Source organism: Rhodococcus sp. NPDC019647 (assembly GCF_044389235.1).
GTDB lineage: Bacteria > Actinomycetota > Actinomycetes > Mycobacteriales > Mycobacteriaceae > Rhodococcus_F > Rhodococcus_F oxybenzonivorans.
In genome coordinates this window covers 69536-92243 of record NZ_JBIRXS010000030.1, presented here as the reverse complement: position 1 = coordinate 92243, position 22708 = coordinate 69536, and the positions used below count along the sequence as shown (strand labels likewise).

Here is a 22708-nt window from a genome sequence, read left to right as displayed (position 1 = left end):
CACCTCGGCCGAGGCGATCGGACAGCTGCGCAGGCTGGGCCTGACGCCGATCATGCTCACCGGCGACAACACCGCCGCCGCCCGCGCGATCGCCGCCCAGGTCGGTATCGACGAGGTGATCGCCGAAGTGCTGCCCGCCGACAAGGTGGACGTCGTCAAACGGTTGCAGGACCAGGGCAAGGTCGTCGCGATGGTCGGCGACGGTGTCAACGACGCAGCCGCCCTGGCGCAGGCCGACCTCGGTCTGGCGATGGGCACCGGCACTGACGTCGCGATCGAGGCCAGTGACCTGACCCTGGTGCGCGGGGACCTCCGCGCCGCCGCGGATGCGATCCGGTTGGCCCGCAAGACGTTGGGCACCATCAAGGGAAACCTGTTCTGGGCCTTCGCCTACAACGTCGCCGCCCTCCCCCTGGCCGCGGCCGGACTGCTCAACCCGATGCTCGCCGGTGCGGCGATGGCGCTCTCCTCGGTGTTCGTGGTCAGCAACAGCCTGCGACTGCGCCGATTCCGGTCCCTCACCGAATAACCGCAGGCAACGCATCCAGGAGGCGCGGGGTGGGCGGGTACCCGCCCGCCCAACCCGCGCCGGTTAACCCGAATCCGGTCCCGAAAGGACAAGATCATGGCAACGGTGACAACGACGTTGTTACGCATCGTCCGACACCCCGCGACCCGGGCGGTGGCCCGGTGCGCGGTGATGTGTGCCGCATCGGCGATCGGCCGCCGGGTCGAGGGCCCACACCCCGCCCTGAATACCCCGGGCGGGCATAATCGGGGGTGCTCGGCATGACACTCGGATTCCAGGAGGACACCATGGCCACCACTCCCGCGGCCACCCACGCACCTGCCGAGACCGACGGCCATGACCATGCCGCGCACGGCTACATCACCGAAAAAGACGCCTACCTCAAGCGCCTCAAGCGCATCGAAGGCCAGGCCCGCGGACTGCAGCGGATGGTCGAGGAAGACAAGTACTGCATCGACATCCTCACCCAGGTCTCCGCGATGACCAAGGCCTTGCAGGCCGTGGCCATGGGACTGCTCGAAGACCACATCAGTCATTGCGTCGTCGACGCCGCCGTTGCCGGCGGTCCCGAAGCCGACGCGAAGATCAAAGAGGCCACCGACGCGATCGCCCGGCTCGTCCGCTCCTGAAAAACCCACAGCCCGGCTCGAGGATCAGTCGTCGCCGTCCACCCCGGCGTTCTCGTCGGAAATTTCGACGAGGCGGCGCAGGCAATGCATCCGCAACCCACCACACACCCGCGCCGCGGACCGACCGACTGTTTACCCGTACGGGTTTACGGGTACAGGGTGACGAGGCCGACGTTGTTTCAGCGGCGTCCGCCGCCGACATGCCCCTTTCACGAAAGGGAGTCATCGTGAGCACAGCCGAGCAGATGCTCGAGAGCTATCCGAAGGATCTGCGGCACATCGACCCAGCGACACTTCTGGCCTGCACCGACCTCGACTGCGCTACGGCGTGCCTGCGGTGTGAGAGGGCCGGCCGCGAGCTGTTTTCCGCACTCGACTGACCCCCGTCTTCGTCAGCGCATCCGCCGAAAGAAGAGAGAAGGTAGTTGTCGATGAACAAGTCCCTCGCCCTCGGCGCCGCATCGGCGGCGCTGCTGCTCGCCCTGACCGCGTGCGGTGACTCCGGCACCGAGGAGAGCACCGCGACCACCAACTCGGCCGCCACCACCTCGGTAAGTGCCGAAAACGGTGCCGCCGAGCACAACGACGCCGATATCGCCTTCGCGCAGGGGATGGTTCCCCACCACAGCCAGGCGATCGAGATGAGTGACATTCTGCTCACCAAGCAGGGGATCGACCCCCGGGTGGTCGACCTCGCGCAGCAGATCAAGGCCGCGCAGGGCCCGGAAATCGAGCAACTCAACGCCTGGCTGACCGCGTGGGGCCAAGGCACCGCAGCGACCACGACGACCGGCATGAACATGACCGAGTCCATGCCCATGGGCACCGGAATGCAGATGCCCGAGGCACCAGTGGTGATCCCGCCGGCGGGCACCAGTGAAATGGACATGCCCGGCATGGAGGGCGGCGAGGGCATGGAGGGGATGATGTCGGCCGAAGACATGGCTGCCCTGCGCGACGCCCAGGGCGTCGATGCCGCCAAACTCTTTCTCAACCAGATGATCGAGCACCACAAGGGTGCGATCACCATGGCCCAGACCGAGGTGGAGGACGGCCAGAACGCGCAGGCGAAAGCGATGGCGCAAAACATCATCACCACCCAGCAGCAGGAAATCACCACCATGGAACAGATCCTGTCGACCCTCTAAGGAGCGACACGGTCAGCGCGCCGGCGCAACCCATCCATGGTGACCTGCACCAGCTGCTGGACCGGTTCCCGGGTCGAAAGACCGGTGGCGGCGGTCAGGGCGTGCAGGCAGTATCTCGCCAGCTCGTCGGCGGCGAACGGCGGCGTCTCGCTACCGTCTGACCCCACCTAGGGCGGACGCGTTCACAACGTCGTTCAACGCTCTGTGACGGGAAAGACAGCGAAAACAGTTACTTGCTTGGGGTAACGATGTATATAGTTGCATGCAGAAAGTAAGTCGTCCTCAGGGGTTGTTGCCATGTCCACGCCATCCGCGTCTTCCGTGTCGTCCGTTTCGCTCGGCACGACCGAAGCTCTGATCGACGAGGTGTTCCTCTTCGGTCGGGTGCTTCGTGATGCCCTGGCGTCGGAAGCCGACGACCACCTCCCCCGCGCCCTGACAGGAGTTCTTCTCGTCCTGGCCGGGAGGGGTGAATGCCGGCAGAACGAACTGGCCACGGAAATGTGCGTCAGTCAGTCCTCCCTCAGTCGCCAGATCACCGATCTGGTCGACGCCGGGTACGTCACCCGGCACCCGGACCCTGCGGACGGACGTGCATTCCGAATACGCGTGTCGGACGACGGCTTGGCGTACGTGAAATACGTACGAACACAACGTGCCGCACGCATGCAAAAAATGCTGACCGGATGGAACGAAACCGAGGCAGCCACGGCCCTCGACTCGATCCGGCATCTGAAGGAAACACTCTTCGATGCCGAGCACCGGATCGTATCGAGCTCGAACCCGATTGGAACACAAAGCGTATGACCGAAACAGATATCCGCACGCCGGTCGGCGAACCGCAGCCCATGAGTCACCGTCAGATTCTCGAAGCCCTCACCGGCCTGCTCGCAGCCCTCTTCACGGCACTGCTGAGCACCACCATCGTCTCCACCGCCCTGCCGACGATCATCGGTGACCTCAAAGGGACGCAGACCGCGTACGCCTGGGTCATCACCAGCGCGTTGCTGGCCAACGCCGCCTCGACGCCCATTTGGGGCAAGCTCTCCGACCTGTTCAACAAGAAGGTCCTGGTCCAGAGCGCGATCGTCATCTTCGTCATCGGTTCGGTGATCGCCGGGCTCGCACACAACGTGCCGCTTCTGCTGACCGCGCGTGTCATCCAGGGCGTCGGCATGGGCGGTCTGACCGCGCTCGTCGTCGCCATCATCGGCACCATCGTCTCGCCTCGCGAGCGCGGCCGGTACTCCGGCTACATGGGTGCCGTCATGGCGGTCTCGATGTCGGGCGGCCCGATCCTCGGCGGAGTCATCGTCGACAGCCCCCTCGGCTGGCGCTGGACGTTCTTCGTCTGCGTCCCGCTCGCCGTCGTCGCACTGTTCCTGCTGCAGCGCACACTGCACCTTCCGACGGAGAAGAAGGACGACGTCTCCATCGACTGGCTCGGAGCGCTGCTCCTCACCGCGGGCGTGTCCATCCTGCTCATCTGGGTGTCGTTCGCAGGTAAGGCCGGCTACTACGAGTGGTTCTCCCGCGAGACGGCGCTGTACGTCGGCACCGGTGTGCTCCTCCTCGTGGCAACCGTCCTGGTCGAAGCCAAGGCGAAGGCTCCCATCATTCCGCTGAAGATCGTCACCGAGCGGACCACCGGCCTCGCGATCATCGCGTCCGTAGCCGTCGGTGTCGGAATGTTCGGTTCCACCACCTTCCTCGGGCAGTACTTCCAGACCTCGCGGGGCTACACCCCCACGATGGCCGGCGTCCTCACTATTCCGATGGTCGCCGGGATGCTCATCGGCACGGTCGGCTCCGGACAGCTCATCACCCGGTTCGGCAAGTGGAAGTCGTTCGTCGTCGGCGGCGCCGTCTTGATGATCATCGGTTTCGGGCTGCTGAGCACCCTCGATCACGAGACGAGCCTGACCCTCGTCAGCCTCTACATTGCCATCATCGGTCTGGGCATGGGCATGCTGATGCAGAACCTGGTGCTCGCCGTGCAGAACACTGTCAGCGTCCAGAACATCGGTGCGGCCTCGAGTTCGGTCGCCTTCTTCCGAACCTTCGGTGGCGCCATCGGCGTCTCGGTTCTCGGTTCGGTCCTGGCGACACGGGTCTCCGACATCTCTGCCGACGGATTCGCGAAGCTCGGCATCCCGGCAGGGTCGAGCAGCGGTGGCGGCAGCCTGGACCTCACGTCCATGCCCGCACCCGTGCAGAGCGTCATTCGTGCTGCATATGGCGACGCGACCGGCCGGATCTTCCTCATCGCCGCGCTCGTCGCCCTCGTCACCCTGCTCGCCGTCATCCTGCTGCCCAACCGCCCGCTGCGTCGCACCATCGACCTGTCGAGCGACCAGGATCCGGTGCAGGAACCGGACTACGCCATGGCGGCCGACCGGGCATCGGAGTCGGAGACCACGCCGATCTCGTCCGCCGGTGCCCGCGGAGGCAGGCACGAGGCGCCCGCCGACCAGCAGCCGTTCGCAGGCCTGAGCGCGGACGCTCGTGACCGGCTCCTGTCCCTGCTCCTGCCTCAGCCCGAGCAGACCCTGGAAGCGATCAACGAGGCCGAGAAGATTCGCGACGAGGTGAACCGCCTCCGAAACGATCTCAACGCCAAGCTCATCGAATTCGATGCGGTCTGGGATCGCCTGCGCGACCTCGGACTCAGCGAAGACCAGGTGGCCGGCGTGCTCGGCGGCACCCCGGTCACGGACACCGGCAACGGCGTTCTCCTCCGCTGAATCACCCCCCGTGAGTACTTGTTAACACCCCGCTGTTAACAAGTACTCACAGCACGGGGCGGCGCCACGGACCACGGATCGCCAGAAGCAGCCCGGGCGACTGAATGCTCGCGAACAGCGTCTTCCCGTCCGCACTGAACGCCGGACCGCAGAACTCGCTGTCGTTCAGCTCATTACGGGCCAGCGCAAAAGGCTCCCCCTCCGCCGTGACCCCCACCAGGTGACTGATGCCGTCGCCGTCCTCGGCGAGAATGACACCGCCGTGCGGTGACACGGTGATGTTGTCGGGGCCGTCGTAGTTTCCGGTGTCCACGGCCGGGTCCGGGTTGACGCCGAACAACGTCTTCAGTGTGATGGTCTCCGTCGCCGGGTCGTAGAACCAGACCTGGCCGTCGTGCTCGGCGGCACTGCCGTCGCCGGTACGCGCGAAGCTGGCGACGAAGTAGGCGCCACCGTCACCCCACCACTGCCCCTCCAACTTTCGGCTGCGCGTCACCTGGTCGTCGGTGAACTGCTTGCGCACCGGGGTGCTCTTGGCGTCGCGGTCGGGCACGTCCACCCACTGCACCGCGTACCGGACACCGGGTTTCGTCGCCTGCGACAGGTCGCGGACGTGGACACCATCCTGGAAGCACGCCATCGCCTGTAGTGCGCCTGCGGTGTCCCCGCCCGGCAACTGCGCGAGTCCGCGGAGCGCGCCGGGTCCCCCGCGGAAACCCTGCGGCGGCGTCCACCGGTAGTACAGGCCGTTCGGATCGGAGGCATCCTCGGTCAGGTAGATGGCATTGGTCGCCGGATCGACGGCGACTGCCTCGTGTGCGTACCGGCCCAGGAATTTGTAGGGCACCGGACTCTTGCCCCGGTTGGCGTCCTGTCCGGCCGGATCGACCTCGAAGACGTACCCGTGGTCGAGGAGGAATCCGCCCGTTCCCGCGCGGGCCTCGGTTTCCTCGCAGGTCAGCCACGTGCCCCACGGCGTGATCCCGCCGGCGCAGTTGTTCACCGTCCCCGCCACACTCACGTACTGACCCAGCCACTTGCCTTCCGCGTCCACCGTTGTGGTGGTGGTACCGCCGCGCGCACCCGTGTCGTAGGTGAGCCCCTCGACTGCGGGGACGCCGAACGGCTCGTCCTTACCGATCTCGTGGTTGCTGACCACAGTGGATCCCCCACCTTGCCGGGCGAACACGCCGTTGGCGTCGAAGTCGCTGGGCACGGACTCACCGCTGTCCAACTTGGTGTCACCGGATCGGGACACCACCGTGTACGAGAAGCCGGCCGGGAGCGCGAGGATTCTGTTCGGGTCGGGAATCAGCGGCCCGTAGCCGATCGCCCGACCGGGCACCGCGGACGCCACAGCAGGTCGGACGAAGGCCTCGACACTACCGGCGAGCGCCACGCCCAAGCCGGTCAGCGCGGTCCGGCCGAGGAAGCCGCGGCGATTGAGTGGTGCTGTGGTCACTGTCTGTTACCTCCATGCATGCCAACGGGACATCCGGACGCTAGGGAGCGAACATGTCCGACTTCGGCGTCGCACCGTGTCACCGAGGTGAACTGGACGCGAATTCGTTGACATGTGACCAAATGGTCACCTATCGTGGAGCCATGGACGACGATCACGTCTTCAAGGCGCTGGCCGACCCGACGCGCCGCCTGATCCTCGATCGATTGTTCGCCCATGACGGTCAGACGCTGACCGAACTCGAGTCGCAGGTCGAGATGACCCGGTTCGGGGTCATGAAGCATCTGCGCGTACTCGAAGACGCGGGCCTGGTGGTCACGCGTCGTGCCGGCCGGGAAAAGCTGCATTATCTCAACCCCGTGCCGATCCAGCTGATCCACCAGAGGTGGATCGACAAGTACACCGAGCGTCACGCCGCGGCGCTCGCTCAGCTGAAAGCCGAACTGGAGGAAGAGAAATGACTGAACTCGTGCAGGTTTATGCCGTGTACATCAAGGCAACACCCGAGGCGATCTGGGAGGCCGTCACCAAGCCGGAGTGGTCGGAGAGGTACGGGTACGGCGGACACGTGCACTACGACCTCCGGCCCGGAGGCAAGTACGAGTCGCGCGCCAGCGATGAGATGAAGGCCCACCCCGGAGTGCCCGACGTCGTCGTCGACGGCGAGGTGCTCGAGTGCGATCCGCCGAAGAAGCTCGTCCAGACGTGGCGCATGCTGATGGACCCCGACAACATCGAAGGATTCACCACCCTCACCTACGACATTGCGCCGTCGAGTCGACCCGGAGTTACGAAATTGACTGTGACGCATGATCTCACCAACGCCCCGCAGATGGCACGGATGGTCGCGGGCGAGCACGAACCGGAAGGCGCCGGTGGTGGCTGGAACGAGGTCCTGAGCGGACTGAAGACACTCCTCGAGACGGGAGAGCCGATGGTGAACCGGGGCTGAACTTCGGGTCGGTGCGCACGAGTGCCGACACTCGTCGGTGGGCAGCAGTAAGCTGCCCACTATGACGGCCGCGCAGTCGCTCGACGAGGATTTCCTCGCCCTCGCCGACCCTTATCGACGTGAGTTACTGGCCCATTGCTACCGCATGATGGGTTCGCTCCACGATGCCGAAGACCAGATGCAGGAGACGTTCATCCGCGCGTGGCGCGGGTACGGGGGCTACAAGCAGCAGTCGTCGCTGCGCACCTGGCTATACCGGATCGCCACCAATACCTGCTTGACGGCCTTGCAGAGCCGGTCCATGCGACCCCTGCCCAGCGGGCTTGGTGCGCCCGATTCGGATCCCACCGCTGAGCTGGTCCAACGGCACGAGGTGCCCTGGCTCGAGCCGATTCCCGACACCGTGTACGACGACGCCAGCGACCCCGCGAACATCGTCACCTCCCGCGAATCGGTGCGGCTGGCGTTCATCGCCGCCCTGCAGCACCTGCCTCCCCGCCAGCGCGCGGTCCTGGTGCTGCGCGACGTGCTGCAGTGGAAGGCGTCCGAGGTCGCCGCGGCTCTCGACAGCACGACCCCCGCGGTCAACAGCCTGCTGCAGCGGGCCCGCGCGCAGCTCGAACTGGCCATGCCCACCACCGACACCCTCGTCGAACCGGAATCCCCGGAGGAAAAGGCCCTCCTCGAGCGGTACGTCACGGCCTTCGAGAACTACGACGTCGAGGCAATCGTGGAGATCTTCACCAAGGAAGCCGTGTGGGAGATGCCGCCCTTCGACGGCTGGTACCTCGGTGGTAAGAACATCGGCCGGCTCATCAGCACCAACTGTCCGGCGCAACGTGCCGGCGACATGCGCCTGCTCCCCTCGTGGGCGAACGGCCAGCCCGCCTTCGGCCTCTACATGCGAGGCGAGGACGGCGTGCACCGGCCGTTCCAGCTCCACGTCCTCGACGTCACGGCCGGTGGAGTCGCGCACGTCGTCTGCTTCTTCGATCTCGACCTGTTCGAGAAGTTCGGGCTGCCGCAGACTCCACCGACCTGATCCTTACGCGGGTACGGCCGTCGGATCCATCCACATGACCTCCCAGACGTGACCGTCGAGGTCGCGGAACGCCCGGCCGTACATGAAGCCCTCGTCCTGCAACTTGCCCCATGCACTTCCGCCTGCGGCGAGGGCCTTGTCCACCAGGGCGTCGACCTCCTCGCGGCTTTCGGCCGAGATGCACAAGAGGGCCTCGACCGCTTTCGAGGTGTCGCAGATGTCGACCTCGATGAAGTCCCGGAACTTCGGCTCGACGAGCAACATCACCGACGTGGATTCGTTGATCACCATCGCGGCGCACGAATCGTCGCTGAAAGTGGCATTGAACTCGAACCCGAGATCACCAAAGAACTTCTTGGTGGCGTCGAGATTCTTGATCGGCAGGTTGACGAAGAGCATCCGGGACATCGCAATCTCCTTCTCGAAGTCCTTCCCCAGCGGAAGGTCATCGATACAGACTGCCGTCGTCCTCGAAACTCATCGGTGAGCCGGAAAGTATTTCTCAGCCGTCGGCGAGGTCCAGGAACGCGCCGATCACCACTCGCCCGACGGCAGCCACATCATCCATATGCTCTCCGGACGGGGCCGTGCCGGCGGGCATGTGGTTCTGCATCACCGACAGGTGCTCGCGCGTCAGCTCGACATGGAACTGCAATCCGTATGCACGCCGACCGAGCCTGAAGGCCTGGTTCTCGTAGGCCTCACTACTCGCGAGCCGAGTCGCCCCCTCCGGAAGATCGAAGGTGTCGTTGTGCCAGTGAACGACGGCAAACTGACTTCCGGCCGAACCGAACACGGGATCGCGGGCGCCCTCGTCGGTGACTGTCACCAGTCCGGCGCCGTGCTCCGGAATCGGACCGGTCCGAACATCACCGCCGAAAGCAGCGGCGAGAAGTTGGGCGCCGAGGCAAATTCCGAGAACCGGGAGCCCGGCGTCGACCGAATCTCTGATGAATTTTCGCTCTCGCGGAAGTTGCGGGTGGGTAACATCGTCCAACGCACCCATCGGACCGCCCATCACCACGAGACCGCCGATGTCGGCCGCGGCGGGAAGTTCGAAGGCGTGATACATCGGGTATTCGACGTAAGAAATCCCGCGGTTCTTCAAAAGGGCCCCAACCAATCCCGGCCCCTCGAACGACACGTGTTTCACTACCGCCCACGGCTTGTCCATGCCGTGATTGTCGCTGATATGGGACTTTTGACTCTAGCCAGGGCACACTCACTCGAATTCCGCACTGGGTGCACAATTTTCGCCTGTTCACGTGGGTGTCACATACCCTGCACCGCCGTCTCGAGTTGGACGCTTGTCTAGTGGCATGGCTCACCGAGAACCTGGTACAAATACCAGCGTCACTGATTCGTGACCCGTCCCATATCGATTAGTTACTTAGTGGTGGCGCCCGACAAGGGTGGCCACCAACCCCCGCCGTCACCTCAAACCAGAGACGAAACCTCCCGCGATCCGGGAAACGTCCCCGGGATGGAAAGGGCCATAGATGCCGCTCCCCATGTCACCTCTCGACTCGATGTTCCTCCTCGGCGAGTCTCGCGAGCATCCGATGCATGTCGGCGGTGTCGAAATCTTCCAGCCGCCGGAGGGTGCCGACACGCACGACATCCGCGCCATGCTCGACCGCGCACTCGCCGAAAGCACCGGAGCAATTGCCCCGAAACTGGCCAAGCGTGCGCGTCGATCCCTGTCCTCGTTCGGTCAGTGGAGCTGGGAGACGGTCGACGAACTGGACCTCGAGCACCACATCCGCCACGACGCCCTGCCCGCTCCGGGCACCGAGGCCGAGTTGATGGCGCTGTGCTCGCGGTTGCACGAATCGCTCCTCGACCGGAGCCGGCCGTTGTGGGAGATGCACCTCATCGAGGGCTTGAGCGACGGACGCTTTGCTGTCTACACCAAGATCCATCACTCGGTTGCCGACGGCGTCACCGCGATGAAGATGCTGCGCAACGCGCTCAGTGAAAACTCCGAGGAGCGCGATATGCCCGCTCCGTGGGAGCGTGCACACACACGACCGCCCCGCGCGCAATCTTCGGGCGGATTCAGCCTCTCCAACCTTGCCGGCGCCACGCTGCGCACCGCGCGCGACACCGCCGGAGACGTTGCCGGACTCGTTCCCGCACTCGCCGGAACGATCACTCGAGCGTTCCGTGACAAGGGCGGTCCGCTCGCCCTCTCCGCTCCGAAGACTCCCTTCAACGTTCCGATCACCGGTGCACGTCAGTTCGCTGCCCAGTCGTGGCCGCTCGAACGCCTGCGCCTGGTGGCGAAACTGTCCGACTCCACCATCAACGACGTCGTCCTCGCGATGTCATCGGGTGCGCTGCGCAGCTACCTCGAGGATCACGACGCGCTCCCGGCAGAGCCCCTGGTCGCGATGGTGCCGGTGTCGCTGCAGAACCAGCGCCAGGCCGCGACGGGGAACAATATCGGTGTCCTCATGTGCAACCTCGGCACGCACCAGCCGGATGCCGCGGATCGGCTGGACACGATTCGCACCAGCATGTGCGAAGGCAAAGAGGCGCTGGAGTCGATGAGCGCCACCCAGATCCTGGCGATGAGCGCTGTCGGTGCGGCGCCGGTCGGCGCGAGCATGCTCTTCGGGCACAACTCGCGGCTGCGTCCGCCTTTCAACCTCATCATCTCGAACGTTCCCGGGCCCAGCTCCCCGCTGTACTGGAACGGTGCACGGCTCGACGCCATTTACCCGCTGTCCATTCCGGTGGACGGCCAGGCGCTGAACATCACCTGCACGAGCAACGACGACATCATCTCCTTCGGAGTCACCGGTTGCCGCAGCGCGGTGCCCGACCTGAAGTCGATCCCCGCCCGGCTCGGCCACGAGCTGCGCGTCCTCGAGGAGTCGCTGGGAATCTGACAGGTCAGGTTTCGGGCGCGGTCCCTGTGCCCGAGGTGTGGTCGGGACCCCCAAGGAATAGTTGGGGGACAATAGGTCCGAATCATGTGGTGTCGGGAGCGATGTAGCGGAAAGTGAACGGTGGGGGTTCGCTGGTGGCCGAATCTCATTCGCGCCACAGCGCGGAGTGGACACCATGAGCGGTGTGGATTGCTCAGAACGCAGGTTCGGTCATCGAGGTGAGCTGTTCGTGGGCGTAGCGTTCGACGAGCAGGGGCACGAAGTCGCGGATCTTGCGGCCGCGGAAGTGGTTGTGCGCGGACATCACGACGACGCTCACGTCGTGGCGCGGAATGTGCGGGTGTTTGCAGGTCAGTCTCTCGATGACCTGTTCGATGAGCTGACCTTCCTCATCGGCGCTTATCACTCCTCCATCGTCCCCGGCCGGGCGCGCGGTGGTCAATGGTCAATGGTCAATGGAACGTAAATGGACGCCTTGACTTTCACAAAGACACGCCGCCGACCCGACACAAGACTGTACATCTGTTGGACGTTGCCTGTTCATTTTCCGTTCACCGGGGAATAGGGTTGCGGGTGGGGTAATTCGAGCCCACTTCGCATCGGAACGTTCGCGGTGGGCGTGCATACGCGGAGTGGGTGGAGTGCAGATGAACATTCTCGCGGGAACCGCACGGGTCGTTACCGGGGCCGGTGAGGCCGCGGTCGCCACGGTCGGCGCGGTGGGGGGTGCCACGGTGGGGAGTGTCGTCGGAAGTCTTCGAGGTACGGCCGAAGGTGCCGTCGGCGGAGCACGCTACGGGAGTCATTCGACGCCGGCGGCGCTGCTGACCCTAGGCGCGGTCGGCACCGTCGGTCTGGTCGAGTGGCCACTCGTCCTCGCGGCCGGTGGCACGGCGCTGGTGTTACGTCAGCTCACGCCCGCGCGGCCGAAGGATGCTGCCGCCACGCCGACGGCCGTGTCGACCCCGAGTAAGCCCACCGCTGTACCCACTCCGAAAGATCGTGCCAAGCCCGCCAGGTCCGGAAAGACGTCCGGATCAACGCTGTCGACCGTCCCGGCGCAGCCGGAGCCGTGAGTGCCGGAACACTGGTGAAGGGACTCGCGTCCTTTTCCAGTCGGTGCATGCATACCGGGACGCGGGCGGCCACGTTAGGCGCAGCGACCGCGCTCGACGCCACCCTGGTGGGTACGGCCACCGCCCTCGGAGTCGGATCGGTGTTGCTCAAAGGACCGGCCGCGGTGTCGGCGGGGGCGCCGTCGCCACGTGCGGTAGCCCGAACCGTTGCCGACCTGGCCCGAGAGGCCGCCGGGGGCACACCGGTGCGGCGGTGCGGCTCGGGGCGCGGGCGGATCTGGGTCGAGGTACGCGGTCTCGACGGTCCGCACGGATCTGTGCTGGCTGAACGGGCACTGGCCGCCGTACGGGCGGTGCCGGGTGTCGAGGACGCACAAGTGCATCGCCCGTGGTCGCGGATCGTGGTGACTGCCGGCGCTGCTGCGCCGAGCCCGGAAGCGCTGTGTCGAGTTGTCGCCGCGGCCGAAACTGCCGCGGTCACAAAGGGTTCGGGTCAGTGTCCGATCGACCTGCCCGGCGACGACGTGGTGCTGGTCGCCCGGGCGGTCGGTGCCGCGGCCGCCACCGTGGGCTTGGGTGTGGCGCTGGCCGGGCGAGTACTGCGGTTGCCCCGCCTTCCGGCCGTCCTGGCTTCGGGGGTGATCTCCGTCGACTACCAGCCGCGGCTGCGCGGATTGGTGGAGAACGCGGTAGGCCCGGGTGCCACCGATCTGCTGTTCGCGGGCGCGACCGCGACCGCATACACGCTGACCCTGTCGCCGGATTCACTTGCCGTCGAGGCCGCGCTACGAGGCGCGCTCGTCGCGGAGGCCTTGTCTGGCCGTCGGGCGTGGCAACGGGTGGAGCCGGCTCTTCCCGCCGCCGTCGGCGGTCCCCCGCCCCCGCCACGGCAGGTCCGACCCACCGGTCCGGTCGAGCGGTACGCCGAACGCGCCGGCGCGGCGGGTCTGGCAGGTGACCTGGCGATCGGCGCCCTGACCCGCAACCCCGTCAACATCGGGACGGCGACGATGGTGACCGCCCCCAAGGCGACCCGTTCCGCGCGGGAGCTGTTCGCCAGCACCCTGTGCCGAGGAGTGGCCGACCGGCACGACGTGCTGCCCCTGCACCCAGAGGCCCTGCGCCGCCTCGACCGGGTCGATGCGGTGGTGATCGATCCCCGCGCCCTCTACACCCCGGCGCTGACCGTCAGCCGGGTTCTCGGGGTTCGCGACCGGGATCGGACCCGGGTGTGGGAATCGGCCCGGACCGCGGTCGGGCGCGGCGTCATCGGTCCAGGCTGGCATCCGGTCAACGCCGTGCCCGGCGCCGCGGTCAACGAACCCGACGACGATGCCCGGGTGCTGGTCAGCTCGGTCCACGACCCGTACGCGTCCGCGGTCGTCGCCGAGGCCCGGCGCGCGCAGGTCGAGGTCGTTTCGGTCGACGACGACGCCCTTCGTTCGCTGCGTAACGGTTTCGACCGGCTGGTCCCGCCGGTCGGATCGACCGATGACACCCTGTGCCACACCGTGACTGAGCTCCAACGAGAAGGTCGAGTAGTCGCGGTCGTCGCGGCGGAGGCGCCGCAGGCCGTCGGGCGTGCGGACGTCGGGATAGGTGTCACCCGCGACGGTGCTCCGTCGCCGTGGGATGCACACCTGTGGGCAGCCGACCTGACCGGGGTGTGGCGCATCCTGCACGCGATCCCGGCGGCGCGGACCGCCAGCCGTCGGGGTATCGAAATCTCTGCGCAGGCGTCCGCACTCGGCACCCTGCTCATGCTGCCCGGTGTGCCCGGCAGCGGACCGGAATCGGTCACCGCCGGGGCGGCCCTGGGGCTATGGATGGGACGCTCGAAGGCGCGCAGAGTGCTCACCGCGCCGCTGCCCGCACCCCGGCCGGGGCATGAATGGCATGCGATTCCCGCCGCCGAGGTGCGCGAGTTGTTACCCCCGCCGCGTAGAGACGATCACACCGCCCAGCTTCCGAAAAGCCGATACTCGGGGCTCGCCGCCACCGGACCCGCACGTGCACTCGGTCGCATCGGCGTCCGGCCCGCCCTGTCCGCCTGGGGGTTCCTCCGCGCCGTGCGTGACGAATTGGACGATCCACTGACCCCGATCCTCGCGACCTGTTCCGCGGCGAGCGCGGTCCTGGGCTCACCCATCGACGCGGTACTCGTCGGGTCCGTGCTCGTGCTCAACGCCGGCATCTCGGCAACCCAGCGACTGCGCGCCGAAGAGGTCTTGAATCGCCTTCTCGCTGTCCAGGATGCTCCGGCACGGAAGCTCACCGAGTTCGGAACACCCTGTGACACAATGGACGTCGCCGACGTCGAGGCCGACCGCCGCTACGTCGACATCGCCGCGGACCGGCTCCGGCCGGGCGAGGTGATCGAGGTCCGCCCCGGCGAGGTGGTTCCCGCGGACGGACGACTACTCGCCGCCGAGGGGGTGGAGGTCGACGAGTCGGCGCTGACCGGGGAATCGCTTCCTGTAGTCAAACAGACACTACCGACACCGGGTGCGCCGTTGGCCGAACGCACCTGCATGCTCTACGCCGGCACCACGGTGCTCACCGGAACCGCCGTTTCCCTGGTGACCGCCACCGGCCGCGGCACCGAAACCCGACGCGCCACCGCCCTCGCACCGGCGAAGGTGCGGGAGGTCGGCCTCAATGCCCAGCTGAGCCGGCTGACCCGGCGGGCGATGCCGATCAGTTTCGGTGGTGGCGCCATCGTCACCGGAATAGCTCTGCTCCGCGGCGCCGGTGTGCGATCCGCCGTCACCAGCGGAGTCGCGGTCATCGTGGCGGCGATTCCCGAAGGACTTCCGCTGGTGGCCACGCTCGCGCAGATGTCCGCCGCCCGTCGCCTCACCACGTCCTCCGCTTTGGTTCGCGTACCCCGCTCGGTCGAAGCGCTCGGTCGGGTCGACGTGGTGTGTTTCGACAAGACCGGAACCCTCAGCGAGAACCGCCTACGGGTGACCGCCGTCGAACCGGCACCCGGATGCTCGCGGAAACAGGTGCTGGCCTACGCCGCCCGCACCGGGTGGTCGTCGAACGGCGGGCCGCCCGATCACGCCACCGACGTCGCCATCGTCGACGCCGCCGACACCGAATCGGCGCCCGACGGCGACCGGACCCGGCAGGCCTACCTGCCGTTCCGTTCCGGCCGGTCCTACGCCGCCGCGGTGTCCGGCACGCATCTCGCGGTCAAGGGCGCGCCCGAGGTGATGCTCGAGGCCTTCGGCGAATCCGACGAATCCACGCTCGCGGGGCGGGTGGAATCGATGGCGGCGGCCGGTCTCCGGGTTATCGCCGTCGGGCAGCGCAACCTCACCGCGGCCGAAGCGGCGGCGGCTGCCGAGGACCCCGACGCCCTGGCACGACTCTGCGAGCACGATCTCGAGCCCGTCGGGTTGCTCGGCCTTGCCGACACTCCCCGCGCCGATGCCGCCGGCCTGCTGCCCGCGCTTCTCGACCAGGGTGTCGGCGTCCGGCTGATCACCGGAGACCACCCGGTCACCGCCATCGCCATCGCCGAAGAATTGGGCATGCCCGTCACGCCGGACCAGGTGATCAGCGGCACCGACTGGGACGACCTCTCGCATCGCGAGCAGGAGAACGCCGTCGAGCGTTGCTTGGTTTTCGCCCGGATGTCCCCCGAACACAAGGTGCAGATCGTGCAGACCCTCGAGCGGATCGGGCGAGTGTGTGCCATGGTCGGCGACGGAGCCAACGACGCCGCCGCCATCCGGGCTGCCAGTGTCGGTATCGGAGTCGCGTCGCACGGCAGCGCTCCCGCCCGCGGCGCGGCCGACGTCGTCCTCCTCGATGGCCGAGTCGGGGCATTGCTGGAGGCACTGGACGAGGGCCGCCAGTTGTGGCGGCGGGTGCAGGCAGCCGTAGCGGTGCTGGTGGGCGGCAACGCCGGTGAGGTGGCGTTCGCCCTCATCGGCAGCATCGCCACCGGCCGCTCCCCGTTGAACGCGCGCCAGTTGTTGTTGGTGAACATGCTTACCGACGCGCTCCCCGCGGCGGCCCTGGCAGTCAGCGCGACCAACCACAATGGAAACGGCATCGCCCGCGGTCCGGACGAGGCAGCGCTGCTGCGCACCGTCGCCTTCCGTGGCACCACCACCGCGGCCGGAGCCACAGCGGCCTGGGCAATGGCCAGCCTGACCGGCGGTCCGCAGCGTGCCTCCACCGTCGCCCTGGTCGCACTGATCGGAACCCAGCTCGGACAGATTCTGCTCGACTCCCGCAGCCCGCTCGTCGTCACTACCTCCGTCGGGTCCCTCGCCGTCATGGCCGCGTTGATCAGCACCCCCGGAGTGAGCCAGTTCCTCGGTTGCGTGCCCCTCGGGCCGCTGGGATGGACGCAGGGCCTCGGTTCGGCCGCGGCGGCAACGGCCGCAGCCGCGATCGCCCCCGACCTCCTCGGCCGCACACCCGGAATCAGCCACACGATCCGAGAAGTACTTCGCACGAACCACACCCACGACCGCACCTTGTCCTTCACGACGGTTCCCGGCGACCTCGTGGAAGTGCGGAAGGATTGAGGTTCAGTCGACGATCTCGACCACACCTGCCCGTACCAGCAGCGCGTACAACTCGCGCAACGGCGGAGTGAACGCCTGCGCCACCACGGACACGATCGGATCCGCACTTACGTCGATTCCTGTTTTCGCCACGCCGCCACGATGCCGACCCGAAACCAACTCCCGGTAAACCCCACGCAGTGCGGAGGCAACCAATGGCCGACACCCAGCGGATCGCCCTGACACCACGCACACCGGTCGGAGAGCGAACGGTCCGGATCCATGCGATCGTATCGGCGAAGCGAAGTGGCCTGCTCCGATACATCCGCGACGACTGCTGCACATGGTGTGCCGAAGCAGGCGACCTCGAGGCGATCCAAGGAAAACGCGTGAACTCATTCAGCGTCCCGACCGCAATCCCTGCGTGCGTGGTGCTCGTCCACGCCGATGTCCCACGACCCGTCATCGACCGCATTCGAATGGCCGACATCGACGCGCCCGACCTGGCGGTCCTCGACCTACGGCCAGAACGACGTAGCGCACATGACGCCGTACGGACGCTGAGGGCAACCCGTTTCAACGGGGCACTCGTGGTGATCAGCCAGCGTGATGCCGGCCACGACCGAATCACTGCCCTCGAGGCAGGCGCGGATGATGTTCTGGACGTGCAGATGGGCGAGGATGAATTTGTGGCGCGGATTCGCGCGGTACTTCGCCGTGCCAAATCCGTGCAGCATCCGCCGACGACACCGATGGTGCCGGGTCTGTCCTTGCATTGGGGGTGCAGAACCGTCGAATGCAATGGCTTGCGCAGGGCTCTCACCCAGACCGAATTCAATCTCATGGTGGTGATGACCATGAATGCCGGCCGAATTGTTCTGCGCCGGCACCTCCTCCTGATCGTGTGGGGAGTCGCGAGTGAATCGAGCGCGAGGAAGGTCCTCAACACCTACATCTGCGCGTTGCGGCGCAAGTTGGCGTCAATCGGTGCCCAACACACAGTTCAGACGATCCGCGGAGTCGGTTTCTCCCTGCAACCGCACAATGCCGGACTGCCTGAATAACTGAACTCCGCGTTCTCCTTTGGCGCGTAATGTGAAGGGCGGTCGCCGCCGTGCGACCGACACCCATAACCCTCTCGGGAGGTTGTCATGAATATCGTCGATCGCGCCGCCCGTACCGTCGGTCGAACTGCGGACATCGCGATTGCGGCGACGGGAGCGGTGGGCGGCAGCGTCGTCGGAGGAACGCTGGGAGCCGTCAAGGGCGTGTTCCAGGGCGCCGGGGCCGGGCTGCGCGGCGGAGCCGGTCTGGGGATCAGGTCGGTAGACAAGATCCGCGGCCGCACGCCAGACTCCGACACACGCCCCGCACACACACGCACGAAGTCCACCGAAGGCGACACCTCCACGTCGACGTCAAAGGCCAAGCGGAAGTCGACGTCGAAGTCCGCGACGGGGCCGAAGCCCCGCACCCAGTAAGTCCTTCGTCGCCTCGACCTCCGTCGACATGAGCCTGAGCGCGTACCTCACAGGATCGGTTTTGCTGCCGGTCCGAGTAGCCCGGCGGGGCCTGCAGGCCGGCACCTCGATCGGCATCAGTCTCGTCGACACCGCCGTCACCGGCGCCGCCGCGGTGGCCGGCGTCGGGATGAACTTGGCCACCGCCCCCCTGCGGGGAGGCGCGGTGTCGGCGCGGGATATGGCACGGGAATTTCTCGGGGGCGCACCGTCCCGCCGATACTGGTGCGGATTCGACCGAATCTGGATGGAGGTCCGCGGGCTCGACACCCCCGAGGGTCCCCAGGTCGGCACCGCCGTCCTCGCCGCCGTGCGTGCCCTGCCCGGCGTGAGCGCAGCAGACCTCAACTACGCACTCTCCCGGATCGTCGTCGCCGTCGACGACGACGCACCGTCTCTGACACAGCTCTGCGACGCGGTATGCAGCGCCGAAAACTCCGTTCGCACACCGGAACACGAACGGCCGCTCGATTTACCCGGCGACGACGTCGTCCTCGCCGGGCGGATAGCCGCACTGGCAACCACCGGAGTCGGCCTGGGCGTGTCGCTGGCCGCGGCGGCGTTGCGGTTGCCACAGCTGCCACCGGCGGTGGCCGCGGCCGTCATCTCCGCCGATTACCAGCCCCGGATCCGGCGACTCGTCGAGAACCAGCTCGGGCCCGAGGCCACCGATGTGGTGCTGGCGACCGCCGGGGCGGCGATATTGACACTGACCCAGAACCCTGTCTCACTCGCAGTGAGCGTGCTGATCCGGGCCACACTGACCGCCGAGACCTGGTCGGCCCGGCAGGCCTGGCATCGACACGAACCCGCCCTGGCGCAGCACGCCGGCGACGACCATCCGCCCGAGCACCCCCACCGTCCGCGCTCGCTCCCGGTCGGACCGGTCGAACGTCACGCCGATCGTTCCGCGGTCGCTGCCCCGGCAGCCGCCGCGGTCGCCGGGGCGGCCACCGGTGAGGCCGGCCTCGCCGGTACCGCGTTGATCGTCGCCGCCCCGGCCGCAGCCCGCACCGCACGCGAGTCGTTCGCCGCCACCCTCGGCCGGGGGCTGGCCGACCGACACGCCGTGCTGCCGCTGCGGCCACCGGCGTTGCGCCGCCTCGATCGGGTCGACGCCGTGGTGATCGATCCGCAGGTCCTCACCCCGGTCGTACCCGATGCACAGGTGCTGGAGTACATCCGGCGCGCCGGCATCCGCACGGTCTCGCTCCGGAGCCCAGCCCTCGGCGGCGACGGACAGAACAGCTTCGACGAACTCCACGAGCCCGCCAACGCCCCCGACACCGCCCTGCACGACGCAGTCGAGCAGCTACAGAGCCGAGGTGCCATCGTCGCGGTGATCGCCGCGCACGCCCCGCATGCTCTGGCAGCGGCGGACGTGGGTATCGGCGTGGTCGACGACCAGGAACCGCCATGGTATGCCGATCTGTTGGTCGACGACCCGGCGACAGCCTGGAGAATTCTGTGCGCCGTACCGGCGGCGCGAGCCGCCAGCCGCCGGGGCGTCGAACTCGCCACCGGCAGTTCACTACTCGGTGCAGTGCTGCTGTTGACAAGCATTCCTTTCCAGGGCACCGAACCCGTGACCGGCGGGGCCGCCGCCGGACTGTGGATCGGTCACCGTCTGGCCCGCCGGACGCTCGACGACCCCCTTGCCGAACACGACCGCAACCGCCCGCACCCGGACGACGCCCACCGAACACTTCGCGACCAGGTCCACCGAGCCGAGCGCTTCGCCCTCGCGCTGCCGCGCGGCGCGCACGTCCCGATCCCCACCCCCGAACAGACCGCGTATCTGGCCGCCCTGACGGTTCTCGTCGCCCTACAGATCATCGATTGGCCCGTCGCCGTCGTGATCGCCGCCGGGTACGTCGTCACCACGGGTCGTCGGCGTCCCGAGCGTGCGCTCGCCTCGTCCGCGGCCTGAACGGGGCACCGCACTGGGCGAATGCCACCCCGCCTTCCCTGGCGCGCTTCTCACGCCGGGAATCGACCAGGATCCCAAACGGAAGGAGGTGATAACCAGTGACGCAGCGAGAATGGGTGGAACGCGACTTCTATGCCGACCTGGGCGTCCCGTCGGACGCATCGACCGAGCACATCAAGAGGGCTTACCGCAAGCTCGCCCGGGAGCTACACCCGGACGCCAACCCACACGACTCGCGAGCCGAGGATCGCTTCAAAACGGTCAGCGAGGCGCACGCCGTGCTCTCGGACCCGGTCAAACGCAAGGACTACGACGAGACACGCAGGCTGTTCACCCCCGGAGCCTTCGGCCGCAGCGGATTCCACGCCGGTGCCAGGTCGGGCGCCGGCGGCAGCGGCGGAGATTTCGGCCTCGGCGACCTGTTCGGGCGGAGCTCACCCTTCACCAGTACCGGGGACCTGTTCGATCGGACCACCGGCACGCGCCCACGGCGCGGCAGTGACATCGAGACCGACACGCGACTGACCTTCCGAGCGGCCATCCGCGGCACCGTGGTGCCACTACGAGTGAGCGGCGTTTCCACATGCACGGCATGTCACGGCAGCGGCACGACTCCCGGGACCACCGCGAGAGCCTGCCCGCGCTGTTATGGAATGGGATTGGTCACCCGAAACCTGGGAGCATTCGGGTTCAGCGAACCCTGCGACGACTGCCGCGGCAGCGGGTTCGTCATCGACGCACCCTGCCCAGATTGCCAAGGCACCGGCAGCGGGAATCGCACCCGCACCGTCAACGTCCGGATGCCAGCCGGCGTGTGCGATAGCCAACGCCTCCGGCTCCCGGGTCAAGGCGAACCGGGCCTGCGGGGCGCCCCTTCGGGCGATCTGTACGTTCGCGTACACGTCACCGAGGATCCGGTGTTCGGCCGCGACGGCGATGACCTCACCGTCACGATTCCGGTCACCTTCAGCGAGCTGGCCTTGGGTGCAACGATATCCGTTCCCACCCTCGAGGGAACCGTCGGAATGAAGATTCCGGCGGGCACGGCAGCGGGACGAACCTTTCGGATTCGCGGTCGCGGAGCGCCCAGACGTGACGGCACGGCGGGCGATCTGTTGATCCGGACCGAGGTCACGGTGCCACCGAAGCTGGACACCACCGCCGCCGAAGCCCTGCGGGCATACGCGCACGCCGAGCGAGCATCCGGATTCGATCCCCGCGCCAAGTGGGCGGGCAAAAAATGACTCCGAGAGACTCGACGGTCCGATCGCCCGGCTCGGCCACGAGTTGCGCGTCCTCGAGGAGTCGCTGAGATCTGACAGGTCAGGTTTCGGCGCGGTCGCTGTGCCCGAGGTGGCGGTCGGGAGCCACCCTGTCACGGACCAGTTGCTTCAGGACGGTGATCTCAGGGAATCCGCTTTTCTCCTTGCGGTCCCAGATGAGTTCGCCGTCCACGGTGATACGGAAGATTCCGCCCGTGCCGGGTACGAGCGCGACTTCGCCGAGGTCTTGCCCGAAGGTGCCGAGAAGTTCCTGCGCCATCCATGCTGCGCGTAACAACCACTGGCACTGCGTGCAGTAAGTGATCTCGACCCGGCTACCTGGGCTGCTCGTCGTCATCGGGCCAATGTAGCCGACCAGAAGTCCCGAACTCACTCGGACGCTTGCCGATTGATGAGCCGACGAATCTACACCGATGCCATCGTCTCGTCATCTGGATGTCACCGACGAACTGCACAATGTCGATCGTCAGACCGTGCCCGTCTTGTGAAAGGAAGTTCCCATGTCTACTGCACTCGAAGAATCACGTCGCCACGCCATCGAATTGACCAACGAGAAGATTCAGGCCATCAAGGATTTCTTCACCAACATCTTCCGCCTGGACACCGCGAAGTAGCGCGCGTCTGCCACCACCGTCGTGGCCGCGTTGCGTCCTTTCTCGTCCTCCTTCGTCTGATCTGGTACCCATCCCTACGGATCAAGGAGTCACCATGACGGGCACCAACGAGTTCGAGACGCCGACGACGGATCGGACGGACGCACCATCCCAGGCTGCCGCACCGACGTGCTGCAGCACCGAACGGCAGACCACCTGCTGCGATCAGAGCGAGAAGTCGACGTGCTGTGGTCCGGCGGCGACGGCCGGCGGCGGATGCGGCTGCCAATAGCCAGTCGACACGGCGGTGCGGTCGTGTGTGTGCACCCAGGCGTCCAACGAATTTCTCGGCTCGGCGGACGCGTTGCGGAACAAGACCC

At 66.9% G+C, this 22708-nt stretch carries 23 protein-coding genes; 17 read left to right on the top strand and 6 right to left on the bottom strand.

Translation table 11 applies throughout. From position 1 onward, the window contains the following. From ACH49N_RS32635 to ACH49N_RS32605, 7 genes are all read left to right on the top strand, one after another. Positions 1–529, top strand: a 529-nt coding sequence (locus ACH49N_RS32635; protein WP_358276882.1) for an HAD-IC family P-type ATPase, incomplete at its 5' end; no start/stop codon positions are given. A 96-nt stretch (positions 530–625) separates the two neighbouring features. Continuing rightward, complete coding sequence (locus tag ACH49N_RS32630; protein ID WP_358276881.1) at positions 626–793, top strand: hypothetical protein; 168 nt, start codon at positions 626–628, stop codon at positions 791–793. Between the two features lie 23 nt (positions 794–816). Further along, positions 817–1158: a metal-sensitive transcriptional regulator gene (locus ACH49N_RS32625; RefSeq protein WP_159927450.1), complete on the top strand. Its 342-nt coding sequence runs from the start codon at positions 817–819 to the stop codon at positions 1156–1158. Positions 1159–1385: 227 nt separating this feature from the next. Beyond that, positions 1386–1538, top strand: coding sequence for a hypothetical protein (locus ACH49N_RS32620; protein ID WP_358276880.1), 153 nt, complete (start codon positions 1386–1388; stop codon positions 1536–1538). Between the two features lie 51 nt (positions 1539–1589). After that, positions 1590–2306, top strand: coding sequence for a DUF305 domain-containing protein (locus ACH49N_RS32615; RefSeq protein WP_358276879.1), 717 nt, complete (start codon positions 1590–1592; stop codon positions 2304–2306). A 297-nt stretch (positions 2307–2603) separates the two neighbouring features. Continuing rightward, positions 2604–3113, top strand: a complete 510-nt coding sequence (locus ACH49N_RS32610; protein ID WP_358276878.1) for a MarR family winged helix-turn-helix transcriptional regulator — start codon at positions 2604–2606, stop codon at positions 3111–3113. Then, positions 3110–5050, top strand: a complete 1941-nt coding sequence (locus tag ACH49N_RS32605; protein ID WP_397504871.1) for an MDR family MFS transporter — start codon at positions 3110–3112, stop codon at positions 5048–5050. The genes ACH49N_RS32610 and ACH49N_RS32605 overlap by 4 nt, the downstream gene beginning before the upstream one ends. A gap of 46 nt (positions 5051–5096) precedes the next feature. On the opposite strand, the gene ACH49N_RS32600 is transcribed toward ACH49N_RS32605, so the two are convergent. Continuing rightward, complete coding sequence (locus ACH49N_RS32600; RefSeq protein ID WP_358276877.1) at positions 5097–6512, bottom strand: alkaline phosphatase PhoX; 1416 nt, start codon at positions 6510–6512, stop codon at positions 5097–5099. Between the two features lie 143 nt (positions 6513–6655). Here ACH49N_RS32600 and ACH49N_RS32595 point away from each other — a divergent pair, with 143 nt between their 5' ends. The 3 genes from ACH49N_RS32595 (at position 6656) to ACH49N_RS32585 (ending at position 8506) form a co-directional block, all read left to right on the top strand. Beyond that, positions 6656–6973: a helix-turn-helix transcriptional regulator gene (locus tag ACH49N_RS32595; RefSeq protein WP_159924660.1), complete on the top strand. Its 318-nt coding sequence runs from the start codon at positions 6656–6658 to the stop codon at positions 6971–6973. Continuing rightward, a complete protein-coding gene (locus ACH49N_RS32590) occupies positions 6970–7464 on the top strand; it encodes an SRPBCC family protein (protein WP_358276876.1) in 495 nt (164 codons plus the stop codon). The genes ACH49N_RS32595 and ACH49N_RS32590 overlap by 4 nt, the downstream gene beginning before the upstream one ends. 61 nt (positions 7465–7525) lie before the next feature. Next, positions 7526–8506, top strand: a complete 981-nt coding sequence (locus tag ACH49N_RS32585; RefSeq protein ID WP_358276875.1) for a sigma-70 family RNA polymerase sigma factor — start codon at positions 7526–7528, stop codon at positions 8504–8506. Positions 8507–8509: 3 nt separating this feature from the next. Here the strand turns inward: ACH49N_RS32585 and ACH49N_RS32580 are convergent, their stop codons facing one another. Beyond that, positions 8510–8914, bottom strand: coding sequence for a VOC family protein (locus tag ACH49N_RS32580; protein WP_109332955.1), 405 nt, complete (start codon positions 8912–8914; stop codon positions 8510–8512). 94 nt (positions 8915–9008) lie between these two features. Then, positions 9009–9680, bottom strand: a complete 672-nt coding sequence (locus ACH49N_RS32575; RefSeq protein WP_358276874.1) for a type 1 glutamine amidotransferase — start codon at positions 9678–9680, stop codon at positions 9009–9011. 325 nt (positions 9681–10005) lie between these two features. Between ACH49N_RS32575 and ACH49N_RS32570 the strand changes: the two genes are divergently transcribed. After that, a complete protein-coding gene (locus tag ACH49N_RS32570; protein WP_358276873.1) occupies positions 10006–11400 on the top strand; it encodes a wax ester/triacylglycerol synthase family O-acyltransferase in 1395 nt (464 codons plus the stop codon). A gap of 193 nt (positions 11401–11593) precedes the next feature. Here ACH49N_RS32570 and ACH49N_RS32565 read toward each other — a convergent pair whose 3' ends face one another. Then, a complete protein-coding gene (locus tag ACH49N_RS32565; RefSeq protein ID WP_358276872.1) occupies positions 11594–11806 on the bottom strand; it encodes a three-helix bundle dimerization domain-containing protein in 213 nt (70 codons plus the stop codon). Between the two features lie 241 nt (positions 11807–12047). On the opposite strand from ACH49N_RS32565, the gene ACH49N_RS32560 reads away from it, so the two are divergent. Together ACH49N_RS32560 and ACH49N_RS32555 are read left to right on the top strand one after the other, a co-directional pair. Then, a complete protein-coding gene (locus ACH49N_RS32560; protein WP_358276871.1) occupies positions 12048–12476 on the top strand; it encodes a hypothetical protein in 429 nt (142 codons plus the stop codon). 47 nt (positions 12477–12523) lie between these two features. Next, on the top strand, positions 12524–17023 hold the full coding sequence (locus ACH49N_RS32555) for a cation-translocating P-type ATPase (RefSeq protein WP_358276870.1): 4500 nt from the start codon (positions 12524–12526) through the stop codon (positions 17021–17023). A gap of 3 nt (positions 17024–17026) precedes the next feature. On the opposite strand, the gene ACH49N_RS32550 is transcribed toward ACH49N_RS32555, so the two are convergent. Beyond that, entirely contained in the window at positions 17027–17155 is a 129-nt protein-coding gene (locus tag ACH49N_RS32550) for an Rv1535 domain-containing protein (RefSeq protein ID WP_358276869.1), read from the bottom strand. A gap of 236 nt (positions 17156–17391) precedes the next feature. On the opposite strand from ACH49N_RS32550, the gene ACH49N_RS32545 reads away from it, so the two are divergent. The 4 genes from ACH49N_RS32545 (at position 17392) to dnaJ (ending at position 21696) form a co-directional block, all read left to right on the top strand. After that, entirely contained in the window at positions 17392–18066 is a 675-nt protein-coding gene (locus ACH49N_RS32545; protein WP_358276868.1) for a response regulator transcription factor, read from the top strand. 87 nt (positions 18067–18153) lie between these two features. Then, positions 18154–18483 carry a hypothetical protein gene (locus ACH49N_RS32540; protein ID WP_358276867.1) on the top strand — a complete coding sequence of 110 codons (330 nt, stop codon included), beginning with the start codon at positions 18154–18156 and terminating at the stop codon, positions 18481–18483. 28 nt (positions 18484–18511) lie between these two features. Continuing rightward, the gene (locus tag ACH49N_RS32535) at positions 18512–20452 is read left to right on the top strand and encodes a metal transporter (RefSeq protein ID WP_358276866.1); all 1941 of its coding nucleotides are present in this window, start codon (positions 18512–18514) and stop codon (positions 20450–20452) included. A 98-nt stretch (positions 20453–20550) separates the two neighbouring features. Next, positions 20551–21696: a molecular chaperone DnaJ gene (gene dnaJ / locus ACH49N_RS32530; protein ID WP_358276865.1), complete on the top strand. Its 1146-nt coding sequence runs from the start codon at positions 20551–20553 to the stop codon at positions 21694–21696. A 79-nt stretch (positions 21697–21775) separates the two neighbouring features. Here dnaJ and ACH49N_RS32525 read toward each other — a convergent pair whose 3' ends face one another. Beyond that, on the bottom strand, positions 21776–22072 hold the full coding sequence (locus tag ACH49N_RS32525) for a SelT/SelW/SelH family protein (RefSeq protein WP_109335331.1): 297 nt from the start codon (positions 22070–22072) through the stop codon (positions 21776–21778). Between the last annotated feature and the right edge of the window lie 636 nt (positions 22073–22708).

Coding starts and splice junctions, on each gene's coding strand:
- ACH49N_RS32625 (WP_159927450.1), top strand. CDS start 817: ATGGCCACCACTCCCGCGGCCACCCACGCACCTGCCGAGACCGACGGC.
- ACH49N_RS32585 (WP_358276875.1), top strand. CDS start 7,526: ATGACGGCCGCGCAGTCGCTCGACGAGGATTTCCTCGCCCTCGCCGAC.
- ACH49N_RS32535 (WP_358276866.1), top strand. CDS start 18,512: ATGAGCCTGAGCGCGTACCTCACAGGATCGGTTTTGCTGCCGGTCCGA.
- ACH49N_RS32525 (WP_109335331.1), bottom strand. CDS start 22,072: ATGACGACGAGCAGCCCAGGTAGCCGGGTCGAGATCACTTACTGCACG.
- ACH49N_RS32610 (WP_358276878.1), top strand. CDS start 2,604: ATGTCCACGCCATCCGCGTCTTCCGTGTCGTCCGTTTCGCTCGGCACG.
- ACH49N_RS32595 (WP_159924660.1), top strand. CDS start 6,656: ATGGACGACGATCACGTCTTCAAGGCGCTGGCCGACCCGACGCGCCGC.
- ACH49N_RS32630 (WP_358276881.1), top strand. CDS start 626: ATGGCAACGGTGACAACGACGTTGTTACGCATCGTCCGACACCCCGCG.
- ACH49N_RS32560 (WP_358276871.1), top strand. CDS start 12,048: ATGAACATTCTCGCGGGAACCGCACGGGTCGTTACCGGGGCCGGTGAG.
- ACH49N_RS32570 (WP_358276873.1), top strand. CDS start 10,006: ATGCCGCTCCCCATGTCACCTCTCGACTCGATGTTCCTCCTCGGCGAG.
- ACH49N_RS32575 (WP_358276874.1), bottom strand. CDS start 9,680: ATGGACAAGCCGTGGGCGGTAGTGAAACACGTGTCGTTCGAGGGGCCG.
- ACH49N_RS32590 (WP_358276876.1), top strand. CDS start 6,970: ATGACTGAACTCGTGCAGGTTTATGCCGTGTACATCAAGGCAACACCC.
- ACH49N_RS32580 (WP_109332955.1), bottom strand. CDS start 8,914: ATGTCCCGGATGCTCTTCGTCAACCTGCCGATCAAGAATCTCGACGCC.
- ACH49N_RS32615 (WP_358276879.1), top strand. CDS start 1,590: ATGAACAAGTCCCTCGCCCTCGGCGCCGCATCGGCGGCGCTGCTGCTC.
- ACH49N_RS32540 (WP_358276867.1), top strand. CDS start 18,154: ATGAATATCGTCGATCGCGCCGCCCGTACCGTCGGTCGAACTGCGGAC.
- ACH49N_RS32555 (WP_358276870.1), top strand. CDS start 12,524: ATGCATACCGGGACGCGGGCGGCCACGTTAGGCGCAGCGACCGCGCTC.
- ACH49N_RS32605 (WP_397504871.1), top strand. CDS start 3,110: ATGACCGAAACAGATATCCGCACGCCGGTCGGCGAACCGCAGCCCATG.